The organism is Candidatus Roseilinea sp. NK_OTU-006 (genome assembly GCF_012931985.1).
GTDB lineage: Bacteria > Chloroflexota > Anaerolineae > J036 > Brachytrichaceae > JAAFGM01.
In genome coordinates, this window is the sequence record NZ_JAAFGM010000022.1 from 32,716 (window position 1) to 58,396 (window position 25,681).

Here is a 25,681-nt window from a genome sequence, read left to right on the forward strand (position 1 = left end):
ACTCGATGGAATACCGACCCCTTGGACGCACAGGCGTCAAAGTGAGCGTCTTGGGCCTGGGTTGCATGATGTTCGGCGGCAAGACCTCACCTGAAGACTCGTATGCCATCATCGACCGCGCGATAGACGCCGGCATCAACTTTCTCGACACGGCCAACGTCTACACGCGCGGCCGCAGTGAAGCGGTTGTCGGCGAAGCGCTCAAACGCAATGGCAAGCGCGACCGCATCGTGCTGGCCACGAAGGTTCACGGAGTCATGGCCGACGACGATCCCAACATGAGCGGCAACAGCCGCCGACACATCATCCAGCAGTGCGAAGCGAGCCTGAGACGACTGCAAACCGATTGGATTGACTTGTATCAGATTCACCGGCCGCAGTCATCCATTCCAATTGACGAGACCCTGCGCGCGCTGGATGACTTGGTGCGCGCGGGCAAGGTGCGCTACATCGGCACAACCACCTTCGCCGCATGGCAATTGATGGAGTCGCTGATGGTCTCGCGCGAGCTGGGGTTGAACCGCTTCGTATGCGAACAGCCGCCATATAACTTGCTCGACCGGCGTATCGAGCGTGAGCTGATCCCCTTCGCGCAGACCTATGGCTTTGGGCTGATCCCGTGGAGCCCGCTGGCCGGCGGCCTGTTGACCGGCAAATACGATCGCAACGCGCCGCCTCCAGAAGGCACGCGCTTTTTCGATTACAAAGAGAACCCAGTCCTGTCCCGGCGTTGGAACGATGCAGCGCTCGCGGCGACGGAGGTGTATAAGGCCTATGTGCAAGAGCGCGGCGGCTGCACGTTGTCGCAATTTGCGCTGGCCTGGTGCATCAGCCAGCCCGGCATCACCTCACCCATCATCGGCCCTCGCACCATGGAACAACTCGAAGACAACCTCAAGGCGCTGGAGGTGAAGATCACCGATGAAGACCGGGCTAAAGTAGACGCGACTGTGCCCAAGGGGGGGATGGTCGCGCCATACTACGAGGCCGACTTCGGGCCCCATCTGTTTCGGGTGTAGCGGCGCGCTCAACATCCCTGGATGCCGGCGCGCATGTGCGCGTGAACCCTACCGGCGCTTAAGCGCGACTTGAACCAGCGGTGGCATCAGCGTGCGCGCCCCTTCATCTCCGGCACGAGGATCAAGGATGCCAACAGGATGAGCGCGGCACACATCAGCGCAATGGCGCCGATGTCCAAAGTCTGGGTTAACTGAAAGGCCAAGATCGGCGCCGCAATCCCACGCATGCCGGTGAAGAACGTGTGAATGCTCATGTATTCGGCCACGCGATCTGCCGGCGCGAACTTGGTCACCCACAGGCTCCAGGCAATCTCGCCGCCGGCGTTCGACGCGCCGAAGATGACCGCGCCGGCGGCTAAGCCGAACGCGCCGCCCCCCGTGAAGAACGACACGATGCCCAGCGCGAATCCAACATTCAGGGTGATGCGCAGCAGAAAGAAGTTCATCCGGTCGAATAGTTGGCCCCATAGCGGCATGAGCGTGAGCCGGGCTACGCTGGGGATCAAGATTGTGTAGAGGGCGATTTGCTGTGGATTGAGGGCCAGGCCGTACTTCGGATGGGCCAGAAACTCGACGCGCAGCGGCCACATCATCAGGTTGGCGAAGCCCATCAGCATCCATGAGGCCAACGTCCAGCGCAGCGTTCGGTCGGTGCGCAGGATTTTGAGTGAGTCAAATGCGCCGAAGAACGCGCCGCGCGAGACGATGTCGAAGCGGGCGGAGGTGTTGCTGCGCGGCTGGGCCGGCGTGCTGTGCAGCGCGCGCGATGGGATGCGGGATAGGCAGTAGGCGGCAGCGGCGAAGGCGATGGCAAATGCGGCCAACAGCCAGCGGAATCGCGCGAGATCGGTAGTGAGCAGTCGCCCGGCCAACTCGGCGAAGGCTGCCGCTGCGGCCACGCGGATGACGAAGGCGCGCGCGACGTATCGGCCGCGCTCCCGCGGGGCGTAGTTGTCCTGGTAGGTTGCCGTCAGGAGTGGGATGATGGCGTTGGCCCCGCCGATGGCGACTACCGTGGCGATGACCAATACCGCGAGCGTCGGCAAAGCGGCGGCGCACAGCATCGCCAGCGCCCCGCCGGCCATTATCCACGCTGCGACGCGCATGATCGGCTGGCCTGAGCGTTCTACCCATGGCACCAGCCACAATGACAGCAGCAAACCGATGTTGCCGGCGGCAGCAATTAGCGACTTTGGGGTTGGGCCGGCGTCGAAGGCTTTGACGGCGATCAGCAGCAGAAAGGTGGTGCTGGCAGTCTCGATGACGCCCTGAGGGAGGGCGCGTAGCCGGTCGTAGCGATAGGTGAGCTGCGCGCGTGTGAGTGCAGAGGCAGTCAATGCGGCCAGTCGCTCCTAACTCACTCGAACCTCTGGCGACTCGAACGTCAGCGCGCGCACCAACCGGCGTGCGCGTTCGCCGAGCGCGGCGATGCCGCCGGCTTGCTTGACATACTCGCCGATGAGCTGGCTACCCATCCCGACGGCGACGGCGCCGGCTTTGATGTACTCGGCGGCGTTGTCCAGCGATACGCCACCGGTGGCGACGAATGGCACATGGTTCAACGGCGCGCGCACCGCTTTGAAGTAGCCCAGTTCGGCTGGGAAGAGCTTGATCAAGTGCGCGCCCAACTCGACGGCGTTCATGATCTCGGTGGGTGTGTATGCGCCGGGGATCACGCAGATGTCGCGCTCGACGCATATCGAAACCACGCGCGGATTGGTGTTCGGCGCGACGATGAACTGCGCGCCGGCGCTGATGGCCTCGAATGCCTGCGACTCGTTCAACACGGTGCCCGCGCCGATCAAGAACCGGTCGCCTAGCTCCGCTTTCATTGCGTGCAAGCCGTCGAGCGCGCCAGGTGAGTTCAGGGTGACTTCGACCGCAGCGATGCCGGCGTCTGCCAGGGCGCGCGCGATCTGTCGGAAGTATCCGGTGTAGTCACCGCGCAGGATGGCGATGACACGCCCGGCCTCGATCATGGATTTGGCGTGTTGTGCGTTCACGGGGCTGAGTATATGCTCATCCCTCAAGCTCCCGATCGGCCGGACGTACACAACCGGCGCCTATCGCCACATACGGTGTGTGATAGATTCGTCACCCGTATGCCGACGATCGGTGCGCAGGTCGTCCCGGCCAGAATCATGGAGCTGAGGCACCTGCTGACCCAGCTCGATGCCGACGACGTGGGGGCGCTCGATGAGTCGTTAGGTCAGTGGATGCGTCGTCCGCTAGGGCGCGAAGCGCTGGCCGGTATGGTGCTGCCGGTCTCCGGCTCGACCTACATGTGCATGCTGAACTTCGAGCCGGCTGGCCTGATGTTGATCGAGCGCGGCAACGTAGCGGCGCGCATTCGCCTATTAGCTGTTGCGCCGGATCTGCGGCGTCGCGGCCTGGCGCGCACGATGCTCGAGCGCGCAGAGAGCATCGTGCGCCAAGCTGGCTTGCGCTGGGTATGGATGGCCGTGCCTTCAGATAACCTGCCGGCGACGCGCTGCGCATTGGCGTGTGGCTACCGGCGCTATCGTCCGCAGTTCATGCGTCGCCAACTTGGCCATGCGCTCCCCATCCGCGCCGACCGTGCCCGCGTTGAGCCGCTCGCCGGCCGCGAAGCCAATGCGCAGTTGCGCTACTGGGTCGGCGTGGCAGCGCATCAGGGGGATGCCTGGTGCAGCGACCTCGTCCAGGCCGACCTGCTCCCCTGGCACACGGCGCTGTTGAACGGCGGCCAGATTTACTTGCTGATTCGCCCACCCGATGAAGTGGGTGTAGCCCATCTGCGAGGCGGGCCGGCGCATTGTGTCATCACGCTCTGGCTGGATCAGGCCCTGTGGAGCACGCCGTACGAGATGCAGGTGTTGAAGGCGGTGCTGGATGCCGCAGCCGACGCGTCGTCCACGCTGGACGTAGAGCTGGGCAGCGGGGGACACTTGCGCGCGTCGGCGCCGGCCTACAAAGCGCTGGGTTTCAAGCCGATGTTGCGTGAGCGGGTGATCATGGCCAAGCGAGTGGGTTAGGCCAACGTCGTCGCTCGCATCGTGTTAGCGGCCGGCGCGACGACGGGCGATCTTTGCCAGTTGCTCTCGTTCCGCATCGGTGAGGTCGGTGGGCACGGTGACCGAGACGCGCAGATACAGGTCGCCATATTCTCCGGGCTTGTTGAGTTTCGGCATGCCGCGCCCGCGCACACGGATGAGTTTGCCGGACGATGTGCCGGGCGGCACTTTGACCGCGATCGGCCCGGCCAGGGTGTCCACTTGCGCTTCGCCGCCCAACATGGCGGTGAAGGCGTCCACCGGCATATCGCGATAGAGGTCGTCGTCTTTGCGCTCGTAGGTCGGGTGCGGCTTGACTTCAATCACGAGGTAGAGGTCGCCGGCTTGCCCGCGCGCGTTCTTGCCGCCATGCCCGCGCACACGCACGCGCGAGCCGGTCTTCACACCGGGCGGGATTTTCACCTCGATGTCAGGCTGGCCGGGCGTTTGCACCAGCCGGGTCGTGCCGTGATACGCCTCTTCCAGCGTGATCTCCACGCCCTGTTGAAAATCGCGCGGCTGGCTGACCGTCTGCCCGCCGCTGAATATCTGGCGGATAAACTCGCCCAGGTCAATATCCTGCTCGTATACGCGGCGCGCGCCCTGGCCGAAGCCAAAGGGGAAGTCGCCGCTGTTCGCCCACTGGCTCCAGTCGTAGTCGCGTGGGTTCCCGCCGGCGCGCTGATACTCCCGGTAGCTGGTGCCCATCCGATCGTATAGCTTGCGTTTCTCCGGATCGCTGAGCACTTCGTAGGCCTCGTTAATCTCCTTGAACTTCTCTTCGGCCTTTTTGTCGCCTTTGTTGGCGTCCGGGTGGTACTGACGCGCTAACTTGCGAAACGCCTTCTTGATCGTCTCCTGATCGGCGTTGCGGTCTACCCCGAGCGTCTTGTAATAGTCCTTGTACTCCATAGCGCAGAACTCAGCATTGCACCCGTTGCATGGATGCACGGCACAGCACGAGCAAGTATGCCTTTCAATTTTTATAAAGCTACATTCACAAGACGATTGTATACCCTATGCTTTAGACCTGAGGGGATCCGGCCTCGCGCTAAACTCATCGCATGTTCAAAAATCTCAACACCGGAGCGCTAGGACATGCGGTCCCGTTCGACCGGACGTGTGCGCTAGCCAAGCAGTATGGCTTCGCCGGCGTGGATCTGGATGTGGGTTACTTGATGAAATTGGCCGAATCGCAGTCGCTCCAAGCCGCCCAGGAGTGGTTCGCGCAGACCGGCTTGCGTCCGGGCGCAATCGGCCTGGGCGCGAAGTGGCGCGAGGGCGATAGTGACGCCGCTTTTGAGGAGAGCCTGATGCGGCTGGCCGAGGAGGCGCGCCTCGCTGCGGCGTTGGGATGCACACGCTGCGTGACGTGGATCTCGCCCGGCTCGAACACGCTCAACTTCTACCAACACTGGGACTTCGTGGTCCCGCGACTACAGCGCGTGGCTGCTGTGCTGGCCGAGCACGGCCTGCGCCTCGGTATGGAGTTTATCGGTCCGGCCACGCTGCGCGCGAGCTTCAAGCACGACTTCGTCCACACTATGGACGGGATGCGCGCACTGGCCGCGGTCGTAGGCGCACATACGCACAATGTCGGCTTGTTGTTGGACTGCTTCCATTGGTATACCGCTCATGCGGCGGTGCGCGACCTCGAACGCCTCGACCCGCGTGAGGTGGTGTACGTACACGTCAACGACGCAATTGCTGGGCGCGCCCCTGATGAGCAAATAGACGGCGAGCGCCAGATGGTGGGTGCCAGCGGCGTCATTGACATCCGAGGTTTCCTGTCTGCGTTGCGCAAGATCGGTTACGACGGCCCGGTTACCGTGGAGCCGTTCAACCAGGCGATCCGTGCCATGTCGGTTGAGGAGGCGGTGCGCGTCACCGGCGAGGCGCTGGACCGGGTGCTGAGCAGTTGAATTTCGGCCCCAAGTCACGCCACAATGTCGCGCGCCAACTCGCGCTTGCGTTGCGCCCGGCGTCATTGCGCGACCGTTGCCCGGCGCAACGCGCGTCCCGGCCATGCGGCCCTCGCGCCTCTCACGCTGTCCTCGATATGGCATCTTCGGGTGGATGCCCAGATCGGTTGCCGGTTGGCCAACCGGCTTGTCGCGGCGTTGGCTTAACTGTGCTGCGAAAATAGTAGCGTGCTTTTGAGGCGCAATGCGCGCTGGCCCTGCGCACTCCAGAGATGCGCAGGGCCAGCAACGCGATGGTGGCTGCGCCGAAGATCAGCGGTTCGGGCCGGCTGCTCAGCGATTTAACCAGCAGCGCAAAGTGCATTACGGCCAGCGGAACGGCCAGATAAACGAGCTTGTGCAGCGACTTCCAGCGCTTGCCCAAGCGCGCCATCCAGCCGCGCGTGGAAGTGACCGCCGGTGGGATGAGGATCAGGAAGGCCAGGAATCCAGCGATGATGTAGTACTTCTCGACGATGGTTTGCCCGATCATCTGCAGGTCTAGCCCGTAGTCCAACACGGCGAAGACGGCTAAATGCAGCACGACATACATGAAGCCATATAGCCCCAACGCGCGCCGTACGCGGAGCGCCTGCCGGAAGCCGAAGACCGTGTTCAGGGGCGTGCAGGCCAGCGACAGCACGAGCAGCACCAGCGCAGCTTTGCCGGTGCGCACGGTGATCTCTTGGATCGGGTTGGCGGTGAGGTTGTAGCGATAATTGTCCAGGATGATGACGCCCAGCGGCACAAGCGCGCCGATGTGCACCGCTAACCGCAACCCGTTCGTCCTTAGCCAGCTCATGGCTTAGCCTGGAGGCCGGGTGGGCGAAGGCCAAGCCTTCGCCCATCAACCCCGCCCTGCCTTTGCCCGGCACCGTCCTTTCAGTAGTTCGCCTGCAGATCCATCCCGGCGTATAGCCCGGCAACCCTGTCGGCGTAGCCGTTGAACATGAGGGTGGGGCGCCGACCGGATTCGCCGATGCGCCGCTCGGTGGCCTGCGACCAGCGCGGGTGTGGGCGCTGCGGGTTGACGTTGGAGTAAAAGCCGTATTCGTGCGGCGCAAGCGTGTTCCACAGCGTCTTGGGCTGCTCGGCCGTCAGCTCGATTTTCACGATGGCCTTGATGCTCTTGAAGCCGTACTTCCACGGCACGGCCAGGCGCAACGGCGCGCCGTTGGAATTCGGCAGTGGCTTGCCGTACAAGCCGGTCACCATCAGCGTTAAGTCGTGCATCGCTTCATCCAGACGCAGCCCTTCGGTGTAAGGCCAAGGGTAAAGGCTCAAAGGCCTTTGGTTGGGGTACTGATTGGGATCGAGCAACGACTCGAAGCGCACATATTTTGCCTCGGCCTTCGGTTGCACTTCCGCCAGCAGTTTGTGCAAGGGGAAGCCGATCCACGGGATGACCATGGACCAGCCCTCGACGCAGCGCAGCCGGTAGATGCGCTCTTCCTGGTCAAATTTGCGGCGCAGGTCGTCTATATCGTAGGTGCGCGGGTTGCTCACCAGGCCGCCCACCGTCACCTTCCAGGGCTCGGCTTTGAAGTTCGCCGCCAGTTTGGCAACGCCCTCTTTGTCTTCAGTGAATTCGTAGTAGTTGTTGTAGGTCGAGATCGTCTCGAACGAATTGGCCGGGTCGCCGAATTCATCTCGCCTGATGCCGAGGGTATCGGCGGCCGCGTCTGCCGGCTTGGTCGGCGCGGCGGGTGCCGGCCGGCCGGCGAGCGTCTCGCCGAGTTGGCCGCCGCAGGCCGTCAACGCGGTTGAACCGAGCGCCAGCGCGCCGAGTCGCATGAACCGTCGTCGTGAGAGATACACGTGCTCCGGCGTGATTTCGGACGAACGAATTTTTTGCATATCCCGCCTCCGTGAAACCAACGTTGATCGTATCCCTTGAACATTACAGCCGTCTGAGCCGCGCCGGCGCCGGTGTTACACTTCTGCTCGATGCCCGAATCGCCGGCCGCGTCGTTCGATGAATCTGCACTGCTGCGCTTGTTGCGTGAGCGCTTTGGGTTAACCTGCTTTCGCGACGGACAGCGGGCCGCGATTGCGCATTTGCTGGCCGGACGGAACACCCTGGTGGTGATGCCGACGGGCAGCGGCAAATCGCTGATCTACCAGCTTTGCGCGATGGCCTTGCCGGGCACGGCCCTGGTGATTTCGCCGCTCATCGCGCTGATGAAGGATCAGGTCGATCGCCTGCGCGCGATCGGCATCCCGGCCACGTTCATCAACAGCTCGCTCAGCATGCCGGAGCAGCAGCAGCGCATCGAGGGGCTGGAGCGCGGCGAGTGGCGGCTGGTCTACATTGCGCCGGAGCGCCTGCGCAGCGCAGCGTTCGTCCATGCGCTGCGGCGCGCGCGGGTGTCGCTGCTGGCGGTGGACGAGGCGCACTGCATCTCGCAATGGGGGCACGACTTCCGCCCGGATTACCTGCGCATCGGCGCCATGCGCAAGGCGCTGGGCGAGCCGGTCACCGTCGCGCTCACCGCGACGGCTACGCCCGAAGTGCAGGATGACATCGTCGGCCAGCTCGGGTTACCCGCGGTCGAGCGCGTGATCACCGGCTTTGCGCGTCCCAACCTCGTCTTTCACGTTCGCTTCACGCCAGACTTGGCATCGAAGTATCGCGCGATCCGCAAAGTGCTGAGCGCGGTGCGCGGCGCGGGAATTATTTACGTCGGCACGCGTCGCGAGGCCGAGGAGCTGGCCGCCACGATTGAGTCGGAACACCGGGCGCCAGTCTACGTCTATCACGGCGGCATGGAGCGCAGCCAGCGCGTGCTGGCGCAGGATGCCTTCCTCGACCGGGCAGACGCCATTATGGTCGCCACAAATGCGTTCGGCATGGGCGTGGATCGCCCTGATGTGCGATTCGTCGTGCATTACAACATCCCCGGCGCACTCGAAGCCTACTACCAGGAGGCGGGTCGCGCTGGGCGCGATGGCAAGCCGGCGCAGTGCATGTTGCTTTATGCGCCTCAGGATCGCCAACTGCAGGAGTGGTTCATCGAGAACGATGCTCCGTCGCGCAATGAATTGGTGCGACTCCATCGGGTGATCGCCTCGTGTGTGGAAAAGGGAGCGGCCCGACTGTCGCTCGATGCGCTGTGCCGCGAGGCGCGCCTGTCTGAAGTCAAGTTGCGCGTTGGCCTATCGCACCTGGAGCGCGTTGGCGCGTTGGAAACGTGGCATGAGGATGTTCAGGTCACGTCTTTTGCGCCGGGCGAGCTGCACGAAGATGCGCTGCGCCAGATCGAGGCCGACGTCCGGCGCTGGCGCGCGCACAAGCGCGTCCAGCTTGATAAGATGATTGCTTATGCTGAGACGACCACGCGCTGCCGGCAGCAGATGCTCGTCGAGCACTTCGGCGACGCGAGCGAAGTGCGCGCCTGGCCGTGCTGCGACTTTCACGTGCGCGAGGCGCGCGGCGAGCCACATCCACAATTTAAGTTGCCTGCCCTGCCACGCGCACAAGCCCAAGGGCAGTTCGAGAAGCAGAACTCGTTGGATGCGACGGCGAAACTATTCGACGCCGGCCTGAGCGTTCGAGAAGTGGCTGCCCGGCGCGGCCTGAGCCTGAGCACAGTGTATATGCACGCCGCACAGCTCATCGCTGCTGGCCGGCTGGCGCTGCGCCGCGTAGTGAGCGAATCGGCTGAAGTGGAGATTCGTCGTGCGATCGCCCAGGTGAACTCGACGGAGCGGCTGGCGCCGATCAAGGCGCTATTGCCCGACACGATTGACTATGGCGAGATTCGCTGCGTGATGGCCCAATTGGCGCAGGCGAAGTCCGGCGACGGTCCGGGCGCTCGCGACGGCTGAGCGTGCGCAGTCACGCGGCTGCTCCCAGGGCCTGGGCCAGGATTTCCATCGCGTGCATCACCGGCAGCGGCCGGCCGGCGCGCTTCAGGTGCGTTCGGATTTGCACCAGGCAGCCGATGTTGCCCGTGGCGACGGCTTCGGCGCCGGTGGCCAGGATGCCGTGCGCTTTGCGCTCGCCCAACCGGTCGGCGATGTCGGGATGCTCAATGTTATAGGTGCCGGCCGAGCCGCAGCAGGTCTCACCTTCGGGGATTTCGACCAGCGTGAGGTTGGGGATAGCTTTCAACAACCGGCGCGGCGCGCCCCAGACGCCTTGCGCATGCGCCAAATGGCAGGCGTCGTGGTAAGCGACGCGCAGCGGCTGCGGCAGCGGTCGCATCGCGCGCGGGCCCAGCTCGTCGAGAAATTCGCTGACGTCCCTCACCCGATGCGCGAACGCGCGCGCAATCGCTTCCAGCGGCGCGCCGCGAAAGAGCAGCTCATACTCCTTCATGGCCGACCCACAACCGGCGGTATTAGACACGACCGCGTCCACGTCGCGTGGGAAGGCGTGCAGGTTCCTCTCCGCGAGCCGGCGGGCGCCCTCGGCATCGCCGATATGCATGCCCAGTGCGCCGCAGCAGCCCTGGCCCTTCGGGATGATGACCTCCACGCCATGCGCGGTCAGCACCTGGATCGTCGCGCGATTGATCTGCGGCGCAAGCACCTGCTGCACGCATCCGGCCAGCAACGCCACACGCGCCCGGCGCGTTCCAATGGCCGGATACATGTCTGCCAGCGGCTCGCTCTTGAGCGGGATGTCTTCCGGGAGCAGGGCGAGCATCGCTGCGAGCTGGCCGGGCAATGCGCCCTTGAATGGCCGCGCGAGCTTGCCGAGCATTGCTGCTGCGCGAAAGCGACCGGGGTAGGGCAGCGTCTCGAGCGCCAGCCGTCGCGTCAGGCGGTCCATCGCCGGGCGCGTGCGCCGCGGCTCGACATACGCGCGGTAGGCGGTGATCAGCTCGCCGTACTTCACGCCGGAGGGGCACGCCGTCACGCAGCCGACGCATCCCAGGCAACGGTCGAGGTAGGGAGCCGCTTCCTCTGCGGTGAGCGAGCCTTGCAGCACGTCGCGCATCAGGATGATGCGCCCGCGTGGCGAATCCATCTCCTCGCCCAGCACTTTGTAGGTTGGGCAGGCGGCCAGGCAGAAGCCACAATGCACGCAGGCGGCGACAGCATCGGCCATGGTTTGTCCGTTGGGGCCAAGTTGGTCAACGGGGATCGCGTGTTGCATCTGCCGGAGAGTTTACACGGGGTCTTAAGGGTGCGGCGGGGCCGAATTTATTTTGGGGATCGAGCGCGTGTATCACGCGCTCGGCGAAAGGGTGGCCTGTGCGTCGCCCGATGCGTGGATCGTCGGGCGCATTCAGCAAGATCAAGCCGGCGAGATCGAGCGACCTGAGCGTTGCATCGAGTTCGTCGAGCGCAGAGGTCGCGATCCAGGCGACGTTGCCGCCTACGCTGTAGCGCCGGCGCGCCGATGGGACGCGCGCGTCCAGCGCGGGGATGCGGCTGGGCGTCAGCGGCACCTTGACGACCGGCACGCCTTCGGCAACCCAGGCGAATTCGCGCGCGTTGCGCCAGAGCTGCGCTTCGGCATCGCCGGTGACGATTTCGCCGCCGCCGCACAGCGACCGAACACGGTCCATGCGCTGCGACAGGCTGGCGGCTAGCCCGCCCACGCGGACGAAGATCGCCGCCTCGTTGGCTGCGCCAATGACCAGATCAATCGCGTTGAGATCGTAGGGGCAATTGGTCAGCTTGGGTAGCAGCGCCAGGGCGGCACTGAGCGAGGGGCGATCCACACGCAGCGTCGCGTAGGCCTCCGGCTTGGGGAAGACCTTGAACGTCACTTCCACGAGCGCGCCGAGTCGGCCCAGGCTGCCGACCATGAGCTTGGGATAGTCGAAGCCGGCGGCGTTCTTCACCACCTTGCCGCCGCCCTGGATCAGGTTGCCGTTGCCGTCAATGAAGCGCGCGCCGATGATGAAGTCGCGCACGCCGCCATAGCGGTAGCGCTCCGGCCCGCATGCATTTGCGGCGACGGTGCCGCCCAGCGTCGCGCCGCGTTCGGTCAGCAGTGGGTCGAACGGCAGGTACTGTCCATGCGCGGCCAGCAGGCCTTGCACTTCGGCCACGGGCGTGCCGGCCCAGGCCGTGATGATGAATTCGGTCGGCTGGTAATCCACTACGCCGGCCAGCCGCCGCATATCGAGCGCTGTACAGCCGTTGGCCGGCGCGCGCAGCTTCGTCGCCGCGCCGCGCGGACGCACGCAAGCGCTCGATTGGATCGTTGCTCGGAGTTCGTCCACGAGGTCAATAGACATAGAATAAGCGCGCTATCGCGGCGCAGCGTAGTCAACAACGAATACGCAGTTACCAGACGCCGTATGACGGGCGACGCCGATGCCGATCTCACGATGCTCTGGACGAGGGTGGCTGGACGTCGTTGCGCGTCGTTCAGCCGGCGCACGCGGGCGTCCTGCCCACGAGCGAAGCGTCCTCAGTTCTTGGCGTTGGCGGCGAAGGAATAGCCGGCGGCGCGTACGCGCTCGGCTCGGGGCTGCGATGCGAGTGAATCGAAGCGTGCGCATGGCTACCCTTCCTCACATCGCCATGTGACGCGGGGCACTCATACCCGCTACTCCCGTGAGATCACGCCGGCCCGCTCTAAAGGATGCGCTCCCACCTGATGCAAGGCAGGCGCTTCGCTGCCGGGGAAGACTTTGCCTCGGTTGGCCAACTCGAGCGGGTCTATCGCCTTGCGCAGCGCCCACATCGCGTCCATGTCGGTCTCGCTGAATTGGCGCGGCATGTATTGGCGCTTTTCCATCCCTACGCCGTGCTCGCCGGTGATCGAGCCGCCGAGCTGGATGCATAGATCAATAATCTCGCTGGCCAGGCCTTCGGCGCGCTGCAGCGCGCCAGGCTCGCGGCCATCGAACATGATCAGAGGGTGCAGGTTGCCGTCGCCGGCGTGAAACACGTTGGCGACGCGAATGCCCCACTTGGCGCTGAGTTTCTCGATTTCGGCCAACGCCTCGCCTAACCGACGGCGCGGCACCACACCGTCCTGCACGATGTAGTCGGGGCTGAGCCGCCCCACGGCGCTGAACGCGCTCTTGCGTCCCTTCCATATCCTCATGCGTTCTTCGTCGTCGCGCGCGATCCTGACCAGGTAGGGCCGCGATGCGTCAATCACTTCCTTCAGGCGCGCCCATTCTGCTTCGACCTGCGCGCGCTCGCCTTCCAATTCGACGATGAGCAATGCGGCGGCGTCCAGCGGATAGCCGGGCTTCACCGCAGCCTCGGCAGCCTGGATCGAAAGATTGTCCATGATCTCCAATGCGCCGGGCAGCAGGCCGGAGGCGATCACGCTGGAGACGGCGTCGCCGGCGGCTTCCAGGCTGCGATATGCGGCCAGCAGCGTGCGGTAGGTTTCCGGTTTCGGCAGCAGCCGGACGGTGATCTCCAGCGCGATGCCGAACAGGCCCTCGCTGCCAACGAACAGGCCGGTGTAGTCCGCGTCCACGCTCTCTAGGCTGTCGCCGCCCAGCTCGGCCACTTCGCCATCGGGCAATACCACCTTCAACCCCAGCACGTGGTTGCTGGTCATGCCGTATTTCAGGCAGTGCGCGCCGCCGCTGTTGAAGGCCACGTTGCCCCCGATGGTGCAAATCGGCTGGCTGGAGGGGTCGGGCGCGTAGAGCAAGCCGTAGGGGGCGGCGGCCTTGGTGATCTCGATGTTCACCGCACCGGGCTCGACCACGGCGATGCGCTGTTGTGGGTCGAGTTTGAGGATGCGGTTCAGCCGATTGAGCGCCAGGACGACGCCTTCCTTTACCGGCAATGCCCCGCCGCTCAGGCTGGTGCCGCTGCCGCGCGCGACGAACGGTACACCGAATTGGTAGCAGGCCTTCACCGTCTGGATCACCTCTTCCTGCGTTTCGGGGATGACGACGGCAAGCGGACGCGCTTGGAAGGCGGTGAGTCCATCGGATTCGTAAGCGGCCAGCGCCGCCGGCGTGGTCAGCAGCCGATGCTCGGGGAATATCTTTCGCAACGCAGCGAGGAAAGCGGCCTGGTTCATCTGAGGAAAGCATACATCGCCTCGTTGAAGGCGTCGGGCTGTTCGAGCGGGGTGAGGTGGCCGGCGTTGGGAATCACGACGAGCTTCCCGCTATCCACCTCGCGCGCGATGAGCTCGGAGTCGCTGGGAGGGGAGATCACATCCTTCTCGCCGGCAATGACGAGCGTCTTGACCTGCACGCGGCGCAACCAGTCGGTCATATCCTTACGCGCGGCCAGCGCCTCGAGCGTGGCGACGATGGTGTCGGGGTGAGTGCGCTCGATCATGTGGCGCACTTCGTTGCCGCAACGTTCGATGTTCTCCGGCGCAAGCAGCCGGGGCAACATCTCGTCGGCATAGGGTCGTGTGCCCTGCGTCTTGACCAGTTCAGCCTGCCGCTTTCGATTGGCTTTCGTCTCCGGCGTGTCGCCGGCGGCGCGTGTGTTCGAGAAAATCAGCCGTCGCACGAGTTTGCGGGTGGCCAGCCGGCGCCAAATGGCCAACGCGATGTAGCCGCCCATGGACAACCCGACGAAGTTGGCGCTCTTGATGTGCAAATGTTCGAGCAAGGCGACGATGTCGGCGGCAAAGGTATCCACGGTGAGCGGCGTTGGCTCGGCCGGCTTTTTTAACTCGCTCGATGCGCCGAAACCACGCAGATCGGGTGCGATGCATCGGTAGCTGGTCGAGAAGTAGTCGAGTTGGTGCCGCCAGATGCTGTGGTCGAGCGGAAAGCCGTGCAGGAAAACGATCACGCCCGTGGGATCACTGCTGCTACGATCCTCGTAGAACATGCGGAGGCCGTTGAGTTCTGCATACATAGAATTGTCCTGTGATCTGTCCGGCAGCGCCAGGCGCGCTCATTCGGTCAGTTCACTTATCGTATGGTGTCATTGCGTCCGGCGACCGAAGCAGACCAGAACGTGATTCGCCGCATGGTCTTCGCGGCGCGCCTCGATCCGACGTCGCTGAACTGGAGGAATTTTATCGTCGCCGTTGACGATGGGGAAATCGTCGGCGTGGCACAGATCAAGCCCTATGCCGATTGCCGCGAGTTGGGCAGCTTGGTGGTGAAGCCGACCTATCGCAACCAAGGGATCGGCGGCCGGCTGATCGAAGCGCTGCTGCAGCGTGAGCGCGGCGAAGTCTATCTCTTGTGTGTGTCCACCCTGGCGCCGTATTACGCCAGGTTCGGCTTCGCGCTCATTGATGACCGCCAGGCGCCCGCAACCTTGCGCCGCAAGTTGCGTTTTGCTTCGTTCTGCCGTGTGATCGGCGCGCGCGTGGTGGCCATGAAGCGCGCGGTGTGATTCAATTCGTCCTCCCCAGCAAGCTACGCGCCAATTCGCGCAGCGCGTGGCTGGCGGCGTTGTCCAGACCGGTTGTGTCGAGGGCAGCAAGCGCGTGGGCGTAAGCTTCTTCGGCGGCCTGTTCGGCGTGCGCCCTGCCGCCGGCAGCCTCGATCATCTCGCGGATCGTTCGCACCGCGTCGTTGCTCAGCGCGCCGGCCTCGAGGTAGCCCTGGCGAATGCGCGCGTCGCGTTCGGCGGCGTAGAGCACTGGCAGGGTCTTTTTGCCGTGCGCCAGGTCGCTGTCGTGCTTGCCGGTGATGGCCGGATCGCCCCAGATGCCCAACACGTCGTCCTGCAACTGAAACGAAACGCCCAGCCAATGCCCGAAGTCGGCGAACGCCTGCACCGTCGCGTCGTCTGCGCCGCCCAGCAATGCGCCGATCTCGCACGCACTCGACGTCAGCGCGGCCGTTTTGCTCTCGATCATGCGCAGATACTCCTCGGCGGTCACGTCGCTGCGCGACTCGAAACTCAGGTCGAGGTGCTGGCCGATGGTCAGCCGGATGCACATCGCATCGAAGGCGCGCATTGCGCGCACCACGCGCTCGGCCGACGCGCCGCGCTCGGCCGAGCGCAACAGCGCGAGGTGGGCAAACGCGAACATGGCGTCGCCGGCGTTGATCGCTTGTGCCTCGCCCCACAGCTTCCACACCGTCGGGCGGCCCCGCCGTAGCTCGTCGCGGTCTTCGATGTCGTCATGGATGAGCGAGAAGTTGTGCAAGAGTTCGACGCCTGCTGCGGCTGGAATGGCAGGGCGGTAATCCCCGCTGCACGCTTCGCAGCACAGCAGCGTGAGCACCGGTCGGATGCGCTTGCCCGCCGGCGCGGATGCCGGCGCGCCGGCGCTATCGGTGAAACCGAGGTGATAGTTCAACATCACGTTGAACGGCCGGGGCTGTGCCGGCGCGTTGATGACAGCGCGCATCTCCGCTTCGATCAGGGGGATGTAGCGCTGGAAGACTGCGCTGAGGGTGTTCACGACGCTGGACATACATGCGCAACTTTAACCTAATTTGTCCCGCAGATGCAACCCGATGCCGATCCACCCGGCAGCCAGCAGATAGCCGCCAAGCACATCGTTGGGCCAATGCACGCCCAGGTACACCCGCCCGAAGCCTACGCCAAGCATGAGGAATGCTGCGCCGAGCATGGCGGGTATGCGCAGGCGAGGATGCGACGCGCTCAGCGCGGCGAGGGCAAACAGCGCGATCGTCGCTGCGCCGGCATGGCCGCTTGGGTATGAGAAGCGTTGAAAATCGGCCTGCAGTTCAGGCAAGCCATGCGGAATGTAGTCCACGCTTGGCCGCGTGCGTCCAATGGCGATGCGCATCGCGATGTTGCTGATCAACGCGCCAACGTAAGCGGTCAACGGCCAGGTTGCGCTGGTGATTTGCGCGATGTCGAAAGCGGCGCGACGTTTGCGCTGCTGCGCCAGGTGGGCGCTGCTGGCAAAAGCGCATATCAGCAACGCCGGGGTCGCAGAACTGATGAAGGTCAGCCACCAGATCAAGCGCGTCAGCGCATCGCTGCGCGTAGTCAACGCCCAACGCACCAGCGCCCATTCCCCAGGCAGCGGGCCGGCGACCACGACGCATGCCGTAAGTATGGCGAGCGCGACGAACGCCCAGCGCGAGCGCATGGATGCAACAATGCTACACTGTTTTGTCCTCATGGTCACGACATTTCAACTCGACACGAGTGGCCCAACCGACGACAGTCGCATCGTCTTGTTCGGCACGCACACCTCGCTCGGCGAAGCGTCCGGCCAGTTGCCCGACGGGGCCTACACCACCTTCCGCACCTATCAGGGCAGCCGCGTGCTGCGGTTGCGCCAGCACGTCCAGCGCCTGGAGGAGTCGGTTGCGTTGCTCGGCAATCCTGCCCATCTCGACGAGGCTGCGACGCGCCGGGCTGTGGCGCACGCCCTGCGCGCGACCGCCTATCCCGAATCGCGCTTCCGGCTGACCTTCGCGCCGCCGATGTTGTTCGTCAGCATCGAGCCGTTCACGCCCTACCCGCCGTCGCTCTACGAGTCCGGCGTCTGGTGCGTGAGCGTGTCGCTCCATCGCGACAACCCGCACGCCAAGAGCACGACGTTCATCGCTTCGGCGGCAGATGCCTATCGCGCGTTGCCCGCCGGCGCACATGAGGGCCTGATGATCGGCGAGGATGGCGCCGTGCTAGAGGGGCTGAGCAGCAACTTCTTTGCGGTCATGCCCTCGGCTGCTGCGCCGGAGGCACCATGCGTGCTGCGCACCGAAGAGGCGCGCGTCTTGGCCGGCGTGACGCGCGCGCTGGTGTTAGAGGTCGCCCGTCAGGTGTTGCCGGTGTCAACCGAGGCGGTAGCCTATAGCGACCTGCCGCGGGCGCGCGAATGTTTCATCACCAGCGTCTCGCGCGAGATTTTACCCGTGGTGAAGGTGGATCAGCTCACCATCGGTGATGGATTCCCCGGACCGATTACCCGCGCGTTGATGCAACGCTTCCGCGCGCTGGTGGAGCGCGAAGCCGAACCCCTGCTGTAACGGATCATGGCCACTTCGACTGCCGTGCCGGCAGGGAGCGCAGCGCGACCGACAATCCGCCTGGCGCCGGCTATTGCTTCGCTGGTGCTGCTGCGCGGGGCAATGGACGCTGCCTATCGCGCGCCGCTGCCGTTTCTCGTTTACATCGCTGCGGCCTTTGGCGCCGATCCGGCGCAGGCCGGCTGGCTGGCCGTTGCGCTGAGCACGGCTGGCCTGGTCGCGCCGATCGTCGGCCCGCTGGAGGGTTGGCTGGGCCGCCGAAGGACGACGATCGTCGCCTCCGGCGCATTTATTGGGATGTGCATGATCATGCCCTTTGCGCCGAGCTACTCGGCCGTCTTGTCGCTCTATCTGGCTTTGGGTGTGGCCAAGGCGCTGTTCACGCCTCAGGTGCAGGCGTTCATCGGCGATGCCGTGCCCTATGAGCGGCGTGGTACCGCGATCGGCTTCGTCGAATTATCCTGGGCGCTGGGTTGGATCATCGGCGTGCCGGTCTTTGGCCTGCTGATCGAATGGGCGACCTGGTGGGCGCCGTTCATCGCCTTCGGCCTGACCGGTATAGCCGGATTGGCGCTGGTGTTGCATTTCGCGATTGTGCGTGATGCGACCCCGTGTGGGCGAGCAACGCCTCGGTTCGACCTGGGCAGCATGCGGCGCGTGTGGACGACGCCGGCAGCGGTGCTGGTCTTGGCTTTGGGGCTGTTGATCTCTTTCTCCTCGCAACTGGCGACGCTCACCTATGCGCCGTGGCTCGTCGCGCAGTTCGGCTTGACGCCGGCGCAGCTCGGGTTGATATCCATCGTGCTCGGTGTGGCCGATGTCGTCGCCGAAGTCGGCGCGATCGTGCTGGTGGATCGCATCGGCAAGCGTCGCTCGGTGCTTGCAGCGACGACGCTCTATGCAGCCGCCTTCGTCTTGGTGATCGCATTCAGCAAGAGCCTGGGACCGCTGATGGCGGCGCTCTTCCTCTTGTTCTTGACGTTCGAATATGCTCTGGTGGCGTCGCTCGCCGTGGCGAGCGAGGCGATGCCTGGTGCGCGCGCTACCATGGGCGGCTTCGTCGTCGCGACGTACTCGATTGGCCGCATCGTCGCTTCACTGATCGCCCTGCCGTTGTTCGGCCTGGCCGGATTGGGTGGGGTGATGACGGTGGCGGCCATCTCCACGGTGATAGCCGTCGGCGCTTTCTGGTTTGTGCAAGTGAAGGAGGAGGCTCCAGCGCAGCGATGATGCGGCGGCTGAATTACGCTGCACAACAGCCACATGCCAGCGACAATCGTGCGCGCATCGTTCGTTGGCCAACGAACGATGCGTTCCGTTTGCCGGGGTTTGCGCCGACCGAGGCGCTCGCGCATGGGGGGCAGCAGGTCAAGCGCGCGCTGAATCGGATCAAGGCGTGGTGGAACGGATCTCGGCAGCTTTGACGGTTACCGGGCTGCTGAAGAAGCGATCACGCAACTCGGCGATGCGCGCGCGGATCGGGATGATCACCTGCGCGCCGTCCGGCGTCGTCGCGAACTCGGTATAGCGCTGGTCGAGCACCTCGGACTTGATCTTGTCGCGTTCGAGGTTCTGTGCGAGCACGGCCAACTGTTGCATCTGGTCGAGCGTCATGTCCGTCTTGATCGAGGAGCCGAGTTCGCGCAGCATATCCGGTGCGCTGGCGATGAGCAACGCCAGCGTTTGTGGGTTCTTGAGCTTCTCGCGCACCGCCAAAATCACTTGTTGTTGGCGGCGGGCGCGGTCGAAGTCACCGTTGTGCGAATGGCGCGTGCGCGCGTATTTCAGCGCGGTGGCGCCGTCCATCGTCTGCAGGCCGGCCGGTAGCGAGAACACCTCCACGCCGTAGTCTTCCGTCGGATACTGAGGGTCATAGATCGGCTCGGGTACGTCAATCGTGATGCCGCCGATACGATCTATGAAGTTTTCGAAGGCGGTGAAGTTGATGCGCGCGACGAAGTGGATCGGGATGCCCAGGAAGTTCTCAACCGTCTTGCGCGCCAAGGCGATGCCGCCGCCGGGATAGTCGTAGGCATCGCCCAGGAAGTTCGCCTGGTTGATGCGGTAGTTCGGCTGTTCGAACTCTCCCGGGATCGGCACCCAGATGTCGCGCGGGATAGATAGAATGCCGGCTTCCATCGCCATCGGATCGAGCGTGAATACGATTATGGTGTCGGTGCGATAGGCGCGCTCGCTTTCGCCGGCGCGCTGGTCAATGCCCAACAGCAAGATGTTCACCCGCTCTTTGCCGTCCCAGGCCTTCGGCAACACGATGATCTCGTCTTGCGAGGCGCTGGGCGTGGCGATGCTTACCGGCCGGGGTTGGCTGAGGATCTCCGGCAAAATGGGCAGTTCGTTGGCGAAGTATTCGTAGGCGCGCCGGTAGGCGTAGAAGCTGGCGCCGATCGCGGTTGCGATCAGGCCGAGGACGATGAATCCAATGACGAGGGGTTTGCGTGGCATCGTTCGCTGGTTTAGATTCAATATACCACCTCGCCCGAACCGGTTGTATACGCCTCCCTTGCGCCGGGCGGGTGAATCCTCTACGATGCGCGTCTATGTCCGAAGTGTCGCAACCCAATGCCCCGCTGGTCGTGTGTTATGGCGATTTGGTGACTGATCTGGTGATGGCCGTTGAGCGCTTGCCGATTGAGCCTGAGCGCGTGCAACGCATTCATGCCATCAGCGTTGAGCCGGGCGGCGCCGGCAATTTCCTCATCACCGCTGCGCGCCTGGGCGCGCGGGCCGTCGCCTTTGGCGCGGTCGGCGAGGACGCCTACGGCCAGGCTGTGTATGACACGCTGCAGGCCGAAGGTGTGGATGTGAGCTACGCGCAACGCGGCACCGGCAGCGTGAATGTGCTGGTGCTGGTGATCGTGGATGACGCCGCCCAGCACGTCTTTCTCGTTCGCGATGGGATGGGCCCTCCGTTCGCGCTGGATGCGCGTTCGGTCGCATTGATTCGGAGCGCCGATCTGTTCTTCATGCCGGGCTACGCATTGCACGAGCGGCGCGTGGCGGGTTCTGCCGTTGAAGCGACGCGCCTCGCGGCCGAAGCCGGCGTGCCGGTGATGAACGACCTCGGCCCGATCGTCTCCGAAACCGGCGCGCGCGAGGCAGCGCTCGAGATTGTCCGGCTGAGCGAGGTGAGCTTGTTGACCGCGGATGAAGCGATGCGCTTCACCGGCGAACGCACTCAGGCGGGCGCAGCGCGGTGGATGCTGGCGCAAGGGACGCGTCACGTCGTCATCAAGCGGGGCGGCGCAGGATGCATCGTCTTCACAATGGACGGCGAATATGTCGTCCCGGGCATCCCCGTGCCGGTGCGCGATACGACCGCGGCGGGCGATGCCTTTGCGGCTGGTTTTGCCGTGGCCTGGCTGAAGCATCGTGACGTGCGCAGAGCGGCGGAGTTTGCCAATTGTGTCGGCGCAGCGAAGGTGCAGAAGCTCGGCAGCGGCCGGCAGTGCCCGACAGCAGCGGAGGTTGCTGCCGTCTGCGCCGGCGTGACCTCATACGTTTCTTAGCAATCAGCTCAACTTTCCTCGGACTCCTCTTCATCATCCTTCACGAGAAGCAAGATGAAGAGCAACTTTCGTAGAAGTGTATCGGCTTGACCGTGCTCGGCCCCGTGGGCATCCGCCTGGTCTTGACTTCACCTACCCAGGCCCAGTTTGGGTTGGGCAAGAGCCGACGCAACGTCCATCGGCGCGCCCGTGCGGCTAGTCGTTGGTGGTGAGAAGCATCAGGTGTGTGCCTTTCCCATGCTGCAGTGGGTGGGGTGGGCGCCGGCAGCCCTGGGGCGCGAGCTTGACGAGTCCGGCTTGACGCCGGCGCAGCAAGTCTGGGCGAGGGTGCAAACGCGCCCGACGGCGGCGAAGCCTTGGATGAGCGCATCGTCGGACCGTTGGGGCGTCGGCAGCGCGGGGCGCTGGCGCAGAGCGCGCTGCGGCTGTCGAATCGGTGGGAGCGGTATGTGCTGGATCGAAGGCGGGCGGAGGCGCCGGCGACGAACCATCGTGTTGAGCGGATGATTAGGCGGATTCGGCGGCGCCTGGTGAGGATGCGCGGGGTAAAGTGCGTGGCAGGACCGGAGCGGGCGATGGGGTGGTCGTTCGTGCAACCGGCCTAGAGACCGCCTCGCGCCTATCAGGGAGGCGTTTGCTCAAACTCGCCCACGTTAACCGAGACAGCACGCCGGCTTTCAGAAACATTGACACAAATCCGCTGCTATGTATAATTCTAAGGCTGGATTGCTGGTTAGGTGCGAAAGCACGCGCTAGCCCAAATTGAATGAAGCGAGAGGCTACTGTAGCACGCAGTAGCCTCTCTTGTCGCCTGAACGGAGTCCGGGCGATGACGCTCGACGGAAGTAATCTGGATTCAAATCGTTAAATTCAAATCGTTAAGAAGAGCATGCCGACGATCAACCAATTGGTTCGCAAGGGCCGCAAACCGAAGCGCTCGCAAAGCAAAGCGCCGCAGCTACAGTTCACGACGAACTCGCTAAAGGGTGGTAAGCGGACGATTCAGCCGAAGGGCGCGCCGCAAAAGCGCGGCGTGTGTACCGTGGTGCGTACGCAAACGCCCAAGAAGCCGAATTCGGCGTTGCGCAAGGTTGCGCGCGTGCGCCTGAGTAACGGCGCGGAAGTGACGGCTTACATTCCGGGTGAGGGCCACAAACTGCAAGAGCACTCCGTTGTGCTCGTGCGGGGCGGCCGCGTGAAGGACTTGCCGGGGGTGCGCTACCACATCGTGCGCGGGGCACTCGATGCGGAAGGTGTCGAAAAGCGGGCGCAGGGGCGCTCGAAGTATGGCGCCAAGCGGCCCAAGGCTGGCGCGACGCCTGCAGCCGGCAAAGGCGGCAAGAAGTAGCTGCGCGATCGCCGGTTTGGCTCACGAGAGAAGCAAAAGCTTTATTCGAGGAGATATGCCAAGACGAAATTCACCTCCGAAGCGAGTTGTGCCGCCGGACATCAAGTATGGCAGCGAGCGTGTGCAGCGGCTGATCAATCGGATCATGATGCGCGGCAAGAAGAGCACGGCGCAGCGCATTGTCTATACCAGCTTCGCGATCGTCGAGGATCGCGCCAAGAAGCCGGCCATTCAGGTCTTCGAGGAGGCAATCAAAAATCTGTTGCCCGCCGTTGAGGTGAAGCCGCGGCGCGTAGGCGGCGCGACCTTGCAAGTGCCGGTCGAAGTCAACCCTTACAGGCAGGAGAGCTTGGCCATGCGCTGGTTGATCCATGCCGCGCGCGAGCGGCCGGGCAAGTCCATGGCCGAGAAGCTGGCAGCCGAGTTGTTGGACGCGGCTAACAACACCGGCAATGCGATTAAGCGGCGTGAGGAAACACACAAAGCAGCGGAAGCCAACCGCGCTTTTGCGCACTTCCGTTGGTGACCCGTCGGCATGCGAGTTTGTGTTCGGGGTTTTGGGCTTGAGCCAGGTAATGGTTTGAAGGATCAGAAAATCACGCAGGTGAGAGTTTGAAGGCTCAGGACGAGAACCGGGGTTGCGATGGCTAAGGAATATCCACTCGAGAAAGTTCGGAATATTGGGATCATTGCGCATATTGACGCGGGCAAAACGACCACGTCTGAGCGCATCCTGTACTACACCGGCCGGACCTACAAGATCGGTGAGGTGCATGAAGGCGCTGCGACCATGGACTACATGGAGCAAGAGCAAGAGCGCGGCATCACCATCACGGCGGCTGCCACTGTATGTTATTGGCGGGATTATCAGATCAACCTGATTGACACGCCTGGGCACATTGACTTCACCGCCGAAGTACAGCGCAGCTTGCGCGTGCTCGATGGTGGCGTGGTCGTGTTTGATGGCGTCGCCGGCGTCGAGCCGCAGTCGGAGACGGTGTGGCGTCAAGCTGACAAATACGGCGTTCCCCGCATCTGTTTCGTCAACAAGCTCGACCGCACGGGCGCCAGCCTGGAGCGCTGCGTGCAGATGATCGTGGATCGCCTCGCTGCCAAGCCGCTGGTCATGCAGATACCCGTTGGCATCGAAGCCGACTTCAGCGGCGTCATTGACCTGATCGAGATGAAGTATTACACCTTCGAGGGCGAGAAAGGCGCTCAGGTGGTTGCGCATGAAGTGCCGGCGGCGTATCTCGAGGCGGCGCGCGCGGCGCGCGAAAAGCTGATCGAGACGGTTGCGGAGGCTGATGACGGGTTGCTGGAGAAGTATCTCGCCGGCGAAACGCCGACCATTGACGAGCTGAAGTCGGCAATTCGCCGCGGCACCATCGCGCGCAAATTTTTCCCGGTCTTCTGTGGCTCAGCCTTAAAGAACAAGGGGGTTCAACTGGTCCTGGATGCGGTGTGCGACTATCTGCCGTCGCCGCTGGACATCCCGCCCCAAGAGGCCATCAACCCTAAGACCGGCGAAACGGTCATTCGTCGCGCCGACCCGAAGGAGCCCTTCGCCGCCCTGGTGTTCAAGGTCATCACCGACCCGACGGGCATGGGCAAACTTTCGTTCTTCCGCGTCTACAGCGGCAGGGTCAACCAGGGCGATACGGTGCTGAACTCGACAAAAGGGAAGACCGAGCGCATGGCGCGCCTCTATCAGATGCACGCGAATAAGCGCGAGCCGATCACGGAAGTGACTGCCGGCAACATCGGCGTGTCGCAGGGGCTGAAAGAGGCGATTACCGGCGATACCTTGTGCGATCCGAACAATCCGGTGTTGCTCGAGGCGATCTCCTTCCCGGAGCCTGTGGTGAAATTGGCAATTGAGCCGAAGACCGTCGCCGACCAGGATCGGCTGAGCAAAGCGCTCAAGGCGTTGAGCGATGAGGATCCCACGTTGCACGTGGCGACCGACGAGGAAACCGGACAAACCACGCTGGCGGGCATGGGGGAGCTGCACCTGGAGGTGATCGTGGATCGCATGAAGCGCGAATACAACGTAGATGTGCGCGTCGGTCGCCCCATGGTGGCCTATCGCGAGACGATTACGCGCCCGGCCAAGCAGCGCACCGTGTTCAAGCGCCAGTCGGGAGGTAAAGGCCAGTATGGTGATGTCGCCATTGAGATCGAGCCTAGCGAAAAGGGGAAGGGCTTTATCTTCCTGAATGAGATCGTCGGCGGCGCGATTCCTAAGGAATACATCCCGGCTGTGGAGCGCGGCATCCGCGAGGCGCTGGAGTCGGGCGTCATCGCCGGCTACCCGGTAGTTGATGTGACGGTGCATCTCGTGGATGGTTCGTTCCACGAAGTGGACTCATCGGAGATGGCCTTCAAGATCGCCGGCTCAATGGCGATCAAGGAAGCCGTGCAAAAGGCCGGCGGCGTTATCCTTGAGCCGATGATGCGTGTTGAAGTGGTCGTGCCCGATGAGTTCACCGGCACGGTTGTGGGCGATTTGAATGCGCGCCGCGGCCTGATCAATGCGATCGAACAGCGCGGCAACGCGCAGGCGATTCGCGCGCATGTCCCGCTGGCCGAGATGTTCGGCTATGCGACCGACCTGCGCGGTATGACTCAGGGACGTGGACAGTTTGTGATGGAGTTCGATCACTACGCCGAGCTGCCCAAGAACTTGGCCGACGAGCTGATTCACGGCAAAGCAACGAGCAAGGATGGGAAGAAGTGATTGATGTCGCGTATTGCGCGTCGCGTGACGAAATGCACGATGCCGCAAGGCGCGAAATGTCAGACGCAAGACACAACACTTAAGACTTAAGACGCAACACGAACAGGAAGGAGCGAACCATGTCGAAGGAGAAATTCATTCGGACGAAGCCGCATGTGAACGTAGGGACGATGGGGCACATTGACCACGGGAAGACGACGTTGACGGCGGCGATTACGAAGGTGCTAGCGCTGAAGGG

The 25,681-nt window shown here is 63.7% G+C and carries 24 protein-coding genes; 12 read left to right on the forward strand and 12 right to left on the reverse strand.

The window, feature by feature from the left end:
- Positions 1-5 precede the first annotated feature (5 nt).
- Complete coding sequence (locus GXH28_RS11275; RefSeq protein ID WP_169239126.1) at positions 6-1,019, forward strand: aldo/keto reductase; 1,014 nt, start codon at positions 6-8, stop codon at positions 1,017-1,019.
- An 86-nt stretch (positions 1,020-1,105) separates the two neighbouring features.
- Here the strand turns inward: GXH28_RS11275 and GXH28_RS11280 are convergent, their stop codons facing one another.
- Complete coding sequence (locus tag GXH28_RS11280) at positions 1,106-2,356, reverse strand: MFS transporter (RefSeq protein ID WP_169239127.1); 1,251 nt, start codon at positions 2,354-2,356, stop codon at positions 1,106-1,108.
- A 15-nt stretch (positions 2,357-2,371) separates the two neighbouring features.
- Entirely contained in the window at positions 2,372-3,022 is a 651-nt protein-coding gene (locus GXH28_RS11285; protein WP_169239128.1) for a bifunctional 4-hydroxy-2-oxoglutarate aldolase/2-dehydro-3-deoxy-phosphogluconate aldolase, read from the reverse strand.
- A gap of 99 nt (positions 3,023-3,121) precedes the next feature.
- Here GXH28_RS11285 and GXH28_RS11290 point away from each other — a divergent pair, with 99 nt between their 5' ends.
- The gene (locus GXH28_RS11290; RefSeq protein ID WP_169239129.1) at positions 3,122-4,033 is read left to right on the forward strand and encodes a GNAT family N-acetyltransferase; all 912 of its coding nucleotides are present in this window, start codon (positions 3,122-3,124) and stop codon (positions 4,031-4,033) included.
- 24 nt (positions 4,034-4,057) lie between these two features.
- Here the strand turns inward: GXH28_RS11290 and GXH28_RS11295 are convergent, their stop codons facing one another.
- Positions 4,058-4,963, reverse strand: coding sequence for a DnaJ C-terminal domain-containing protein (locus tag GXH28_RS11295; RefSeq protein WP_169239130.1), 906 nt, complete (start codon positions 4,961-4,963; stop codon positions 4,058-4,060).
- Positions 4,964-5,115: 152 nt separating this feature from the next.
- Between GXH28_RS11295 and GXH28_RS11300 the strand changes: the two genes are divergently transcribed.
- Positions 5,116-5,973 carry a sugar phosphate isomerase/epimerase family protein gene (locus GXH28_RS11300; protein WP_169239131.1) on the forward strand — a complete coding sequence of 286 codons (858 nt, stop codon included), beginning with the start codon at positions 5,116-5,118 and terminating at the stop codon, positions 5,971-5,973.
- A 121-nt stretch (positions 5,974-6,094) separates the two neighbouring features.
- Here the strand turns inward: GXH28_RS11300 and GXH28_RS11305 are convergent, their stop codons facing one another.
- Positions 6,095-6,814: a sulfite oxidase heme-binding subunit YedZ gene (locus tag GXH28_RS11305; RefSeq protein WP_169239132.1), complete on the reverse strand. Its 720-nt coding sequence runs from the start codon at positions 6,812-6,814 to the stop codon at positions 6,095-6,097.
- 80 nt (positions 6,815-6,894) lie between these two features.
- On the reverse strand, positions 6,895-7,869 hold the full coding sequence (gene msrP / locus GXH28_RS11310) for a protein-methionine-sulfoxide reductase catalytic subunit MsrP (RefSeq protein WP_169239133.1): 975 nt from the start codon (positions 7,867-7,869) through the stop codon (positions 6,895-6,897).
- A gap of 90 nt (positions 7,870-7,959) precedes the next feature.
- Here msrP and GXH28_RS11315 point away from each other — a divergent pair, with 90 nt between their 5' ends.
- Entirely contained in the window at positions 7,960-9,840 is a 1,881-nt protein-coding gene (locus tag GXH28_RS11315; protein ID WP_169239134.1) for a RecQ family ATP-dependent DNA helicase, read from the forward strand.
- 10 nt (positions 9,841-9,850) lie between these two features.
- Here GXH28_RS11315 and GXH28_RS11320 read toward each other — a convergent pair whose 3' ends face one another.
- The 4 genes from GXH28_RS11320 to GXH28_RS11335 form a co-directional block, all read right to left on the reverse strand.
- Positions 9,851-11,116: a (Fe-S)-binding protein gene (locus GXH28_RS11320; RefSeq protein WP_169239135.1), complete on the reverse strand. Its 1,266-nt coding sequence runs from the start codon at positions 11,114-11,116 to the stop codon at positions 9,851-9,853.
- Positions 11,094-12,209, reverse strand: coding sequence for an FAD-binding protein (locus GXH28_RS11325; protein ID WP_169239136.1), 1,116 nt, complete (start codon positions 12,207-12,209; stop codon positions 11,094-11,096). Before GXH28_RS11325 ends, GXH28_RS11320 begins: the two co-directional genes overlap by 23 nt.
- Positions 12,210-12,523: 314 nt before the next feature.
- A complete protein-coding gene (locus GXH28_RS11330) occupies positions 12,524-13,972 on the reverse strand; it encodes an FAD-linked oxidase C-terminal domain-containing protein (protein WP_169239137.1) in 1,449 nt (482 codons plus the stop codon).
- Positions 13,969-14,772, reverse strand: a complete 804-nt coding sequence (locus GXH28_RS11335; protein WP_169239138.1) for an alpha/beta fold hydrolase — start codon at positions 14,770-14,772, stop codon at positions 13,969-13,971. The genes GXH28_RS11330 and GXH28_RS11335 overlap by 4 nt, the downstream gene beginning before the upstream one ends.
- Before the next feature lie 63 nt (positions 14,773-14,835).
- Between GXH28_RS11335 and GXH28_RS11340 the strand changes: the two genes are divergently transcribed.
- Positions 14,836-15,261 carry a GNAT family N-acetyltransferase gene (locus tag GXH28_RS11340; RefSeq protein WP_169239139.1) on the forward strand — a complete coding sequence of 142 codons (426 nt, stop codon included), beginning with the start codon at positions 14,836-14,838 and terminating at the stop codon, positions 15,259-15,261.
- 1 nt (position 15,262) lies between these two features.
- On the opposite strand, the gene GXH28_RS11345 is transcribed toward GXH28_RS11340, so the two are convergent.
- Positions 15,263-16,294 carry a polyprenyl synthetase family protein gene (locus GXH28_RS11345; RefSeq protein WP_169239140.1) on the reverse strand — a complete coding sequence of 344 codons (1,032 nt, stop codon included), beginning with the start codon at positions 16,292-16,294 and terminating at the stop codon, positions 15,263-15,265.
- A gap of 12 nt (positions 16,295-16,306) precedes the next feature.
- Positions 16,307-16,942: a phosphatase PAP2 family protein gene (locus tag GXH28_RS11350; RefSeq protein WP_169239141.1), complete on the reverse strand. Its 636-nt coding sequence runs from the start codon at positions 16,940-16,942 to the stop codon at positions 16,307-16,309.
- A gap of 31 nt (positions 16,943-16,973) precedes the next feature.
- Between GXH28_RS11350 and GXH28_RS11355 the strand changes: the two genes are divergently transcribed.
- Complete coding sequence (locus GXH28_RS11355) at positions 16,974-17,828, forward strand: aminotransferase class IV (protein ID WP_169239142.1); 855 nt, start codon at positions 16,974-16,976, stop codon at positions 17,826-17,828.
- 6 nt (positions 17,829-17,834) lie between these two features.
- A complete protein-coding gene (locus tag GXH28_RS11360; protein ID WP_169239143.1) occupies positions 17,835-19,058 on the forward strand; it encodes an MFS transporter in 1,224 nt (407 codons plus the stop codon).
- Positions 19,059-19,217: 159 nt separating this feature from the next.
- Here GXH28_RS11360 and GXH28_RS11365 read toward each other — a convergent pair whose 3' ends face one another.
- Entirely contained in the window at positions 19,218-20,291 is a 1,074-nt protein-coding gene (locus GXH28_RS11365; RefSeq protein ID WP_169239144.1) for an LCP family protein, read from the reverse strand.
- A gap of 95 nt (positions 20,292-20,386) precedes the next feature.
- Between GXH28_RS11365 and GXH28_RS11370 the strand changes: the two genes are divergently transcribed.
- From GXH28_RS11370 to GXH28_RS11390, 5 genes are all read left to right on the forward strand, one after another.
- Complete coding sequence (locus GXH28_RS11370) at positions 20,387-21,355, forward strand: carbohydrate kinase family protein (RefSeq protein ID WP_169239145.1); 969 nt, start codon at positions 20,387-20,389, stop codon at positions 21,353-21,355.
- Between the two features lie 889 nt (positions 21,356-22,244).
- Positions 22,245-22,703: a 30S ribosomal protein S12 gene (rpsL, locus tag GXH28_RS11375; RefSeq protein ID WP_169239146.1), complete on the forward strand. Its 459-nt coding sequence runs from the start codon at positions 22,245-22,247 to the stop codon at positions 22,701-22,703.
- A 55-nt stretch (positions 22,704-22,758) separates the two neighbouring features.
- Complete coding sequence (gene rpsG, locus GXH28_RS11380; RefSeq protein WP_169239147.1) at positions 22,759-23,229, forward strand: 30S ribosomal protein S7; 471 nt, start codon at positions 22,759-22,761, stop codon at positions 23,227-23,229.
- Positions 23,230-23,346: 117 nt separating this feature from the next.
- Positions 23,347-25,443, forward strand: a complete 2,097-nt coding sequence (fusA, locus tag GXH28_RS11385; RefSeq protein WP_169239148.1) for an elongation factor G — start codon at positions 23,347-23,349, stop codon at positions 25,441-25,443.
- 119 nt (positions 25,444-25,562) lie between these two features.
- A partial coding sequence (locus tag GXH28_RS11390) for a GTP-binding protein (protein WP_240550354.1) occupies positions 25,563-25,681 on the forward strand: 119 nt, incomplete at its 3' end.

Excerpts from the sequence above, each read along its gene's own strand:
- GXH28_RS11275 (WP_169239126.1), top strand. The coding sequence starts at position 6 with ATGGAATACCGACCCCTTGGACGCACAGGCGTCAAAGTGAGCGTCTTG.
- GXH28_RS11290 (WP_169239129.1), top strand. The coding sequence starts at position 3,122 with ATGCCGACGATCGGTGCGCAGGTCGTCCCGGCCAGAATCATGGAGCTG.
- GXH28_RS11295 (WP_169239130.1), bottom strand. The coding sequence starts at position 4,963 with ATGGAGTACAAGGACTATTACAAGACGCTCGGGGTAGACCGCAACGCC.
- GXH28_RS11300 (WP_169239131.1), top strand. The coding sequence starts at position 5,116 with ATGTTCAAAAATCTCAACACCGGAGCGCTAGGACATGCGGTCCCGTTC.
- GXH28_RS11305 (WP_169239132.1), bottom strand. The coding sequence starts at position 6,814 with ATGAGCTGGCTAAGGACGAACGGGTTGCGGTTAGCGGTGCACATCGGC.
- msrP (WP_169239133.1), bottom strand. The coding sequence starts at position 7,869 with ATGCAAAAAATTCGTTCGTCCGAAATCACGCCGGAGCACGTGTATCTC.
- GXH28_RS11315 (WP_169239134.1), top strand. The coding sequence starts at position 7,960 with ATGCCCGAATCGCCGGCCGCGTCGTTCGATGAATCTGCACTGCTGCGC.
- GXH28_RS11320 (WP_169239135.1), bottom strand. The coding sequence starts at position 11,116 with ATGCAACACGCGATCCCCGTTGACCAACTTGGCCCCAACGGACAAACC.
- GXH28_RS11325 (WP_169239136.1), bottom strand. The coding sequence starts at position 12,209 with ATGTCTATTGACCTCGTGGACGAACTCCGAGCAACGATCCAATCGAGC.
- GXH28_RS11330 (WP_169239137.1), bottom strand. The coding sequence starts at position 13,972 with ATGAACCAGGCCGCTTTCCTCGCTGCGTTGCGAAAGATATTCCCCGAG.
- GXH28_RS11335 (WP_169239138.1), bottom strand. The coding sequence starts at position 14,772 with ATGTATGCAGAACTCAACGGCCTCCGCATGTTCTACGAGGATCGTAGC.
- GXH28_RS11340 (WP_169239139.1), top strand. The coding sequence starts at position 14,836 with ATGGTGTCATTGCGTCCGGCGACCGAAGCAGACCAGAACGTGATTCGC.
- GXH28_RS11345 (WP_169239140.1), bottom strand. The coding sequence starts at position 16,294 with ATGTCCAGCGTCGTGAACACCCTCAGCGCAGTCTTCCAGCGCTACATC.
- GXH28_RS11350 (WP_169239141.1), bottom strand. The coding sequence starts at position 16,942 with ATGCGCTCGCGCTGGGCGTTCGTCGCGCTCGCCATACTTACGGCATGC.
- GXH28_RS11355 (WP_169239142.1), top strand. The coding sequence starts at position 16,974 with ATGGTCACGACATTTCAACTCGACACGAGTGGCCCAACCGACGACAGT.
- GXH28_RS11360 (WP_169239143.1), top strand. The coding sequence starts at position 17,835 with ATGGCCACTTCGACTGCCGTGCCGGCAGGGAGCGCAGCGCGACCGACA.
- GXH28_RS11365 (WP_169239144.1), bottom strand. The coding sequence starts at position 20,291 with ATGCCACGCAAACCCCTCGTCATTGGATTCATCGTCCTCGGCCTGATC.
- GXH28_RS11370 (WP_169239145.1), top strand. The coding sequence starts at position 20,387 with ATGTCCGAAGTGTCGCAACCCAATGCCCCGCTGGTCGTGTGTTATGGC.
- rpsL (WP_169239146.1), top strand. The coding sequence starts at position 22,245 with ATGCCGACGATCAACCAATTGGTTCGCAAGGGCCGCAAACCGAAGCGC.
- rpsG (WP_169239147.1), top strand. The coding sequence starts at position 22,759 with ATGCCAAGACGAAATTCACCTCCGAAGCGAGTTGTGCCGCCGGACATC.
- fusA (WP_169239148.1), top strand. The coding sequence starts at position 23,347 with ATGGCTAAGGAATATCCACTCGAGAAAGTTCGGAATATTGGGATCATT.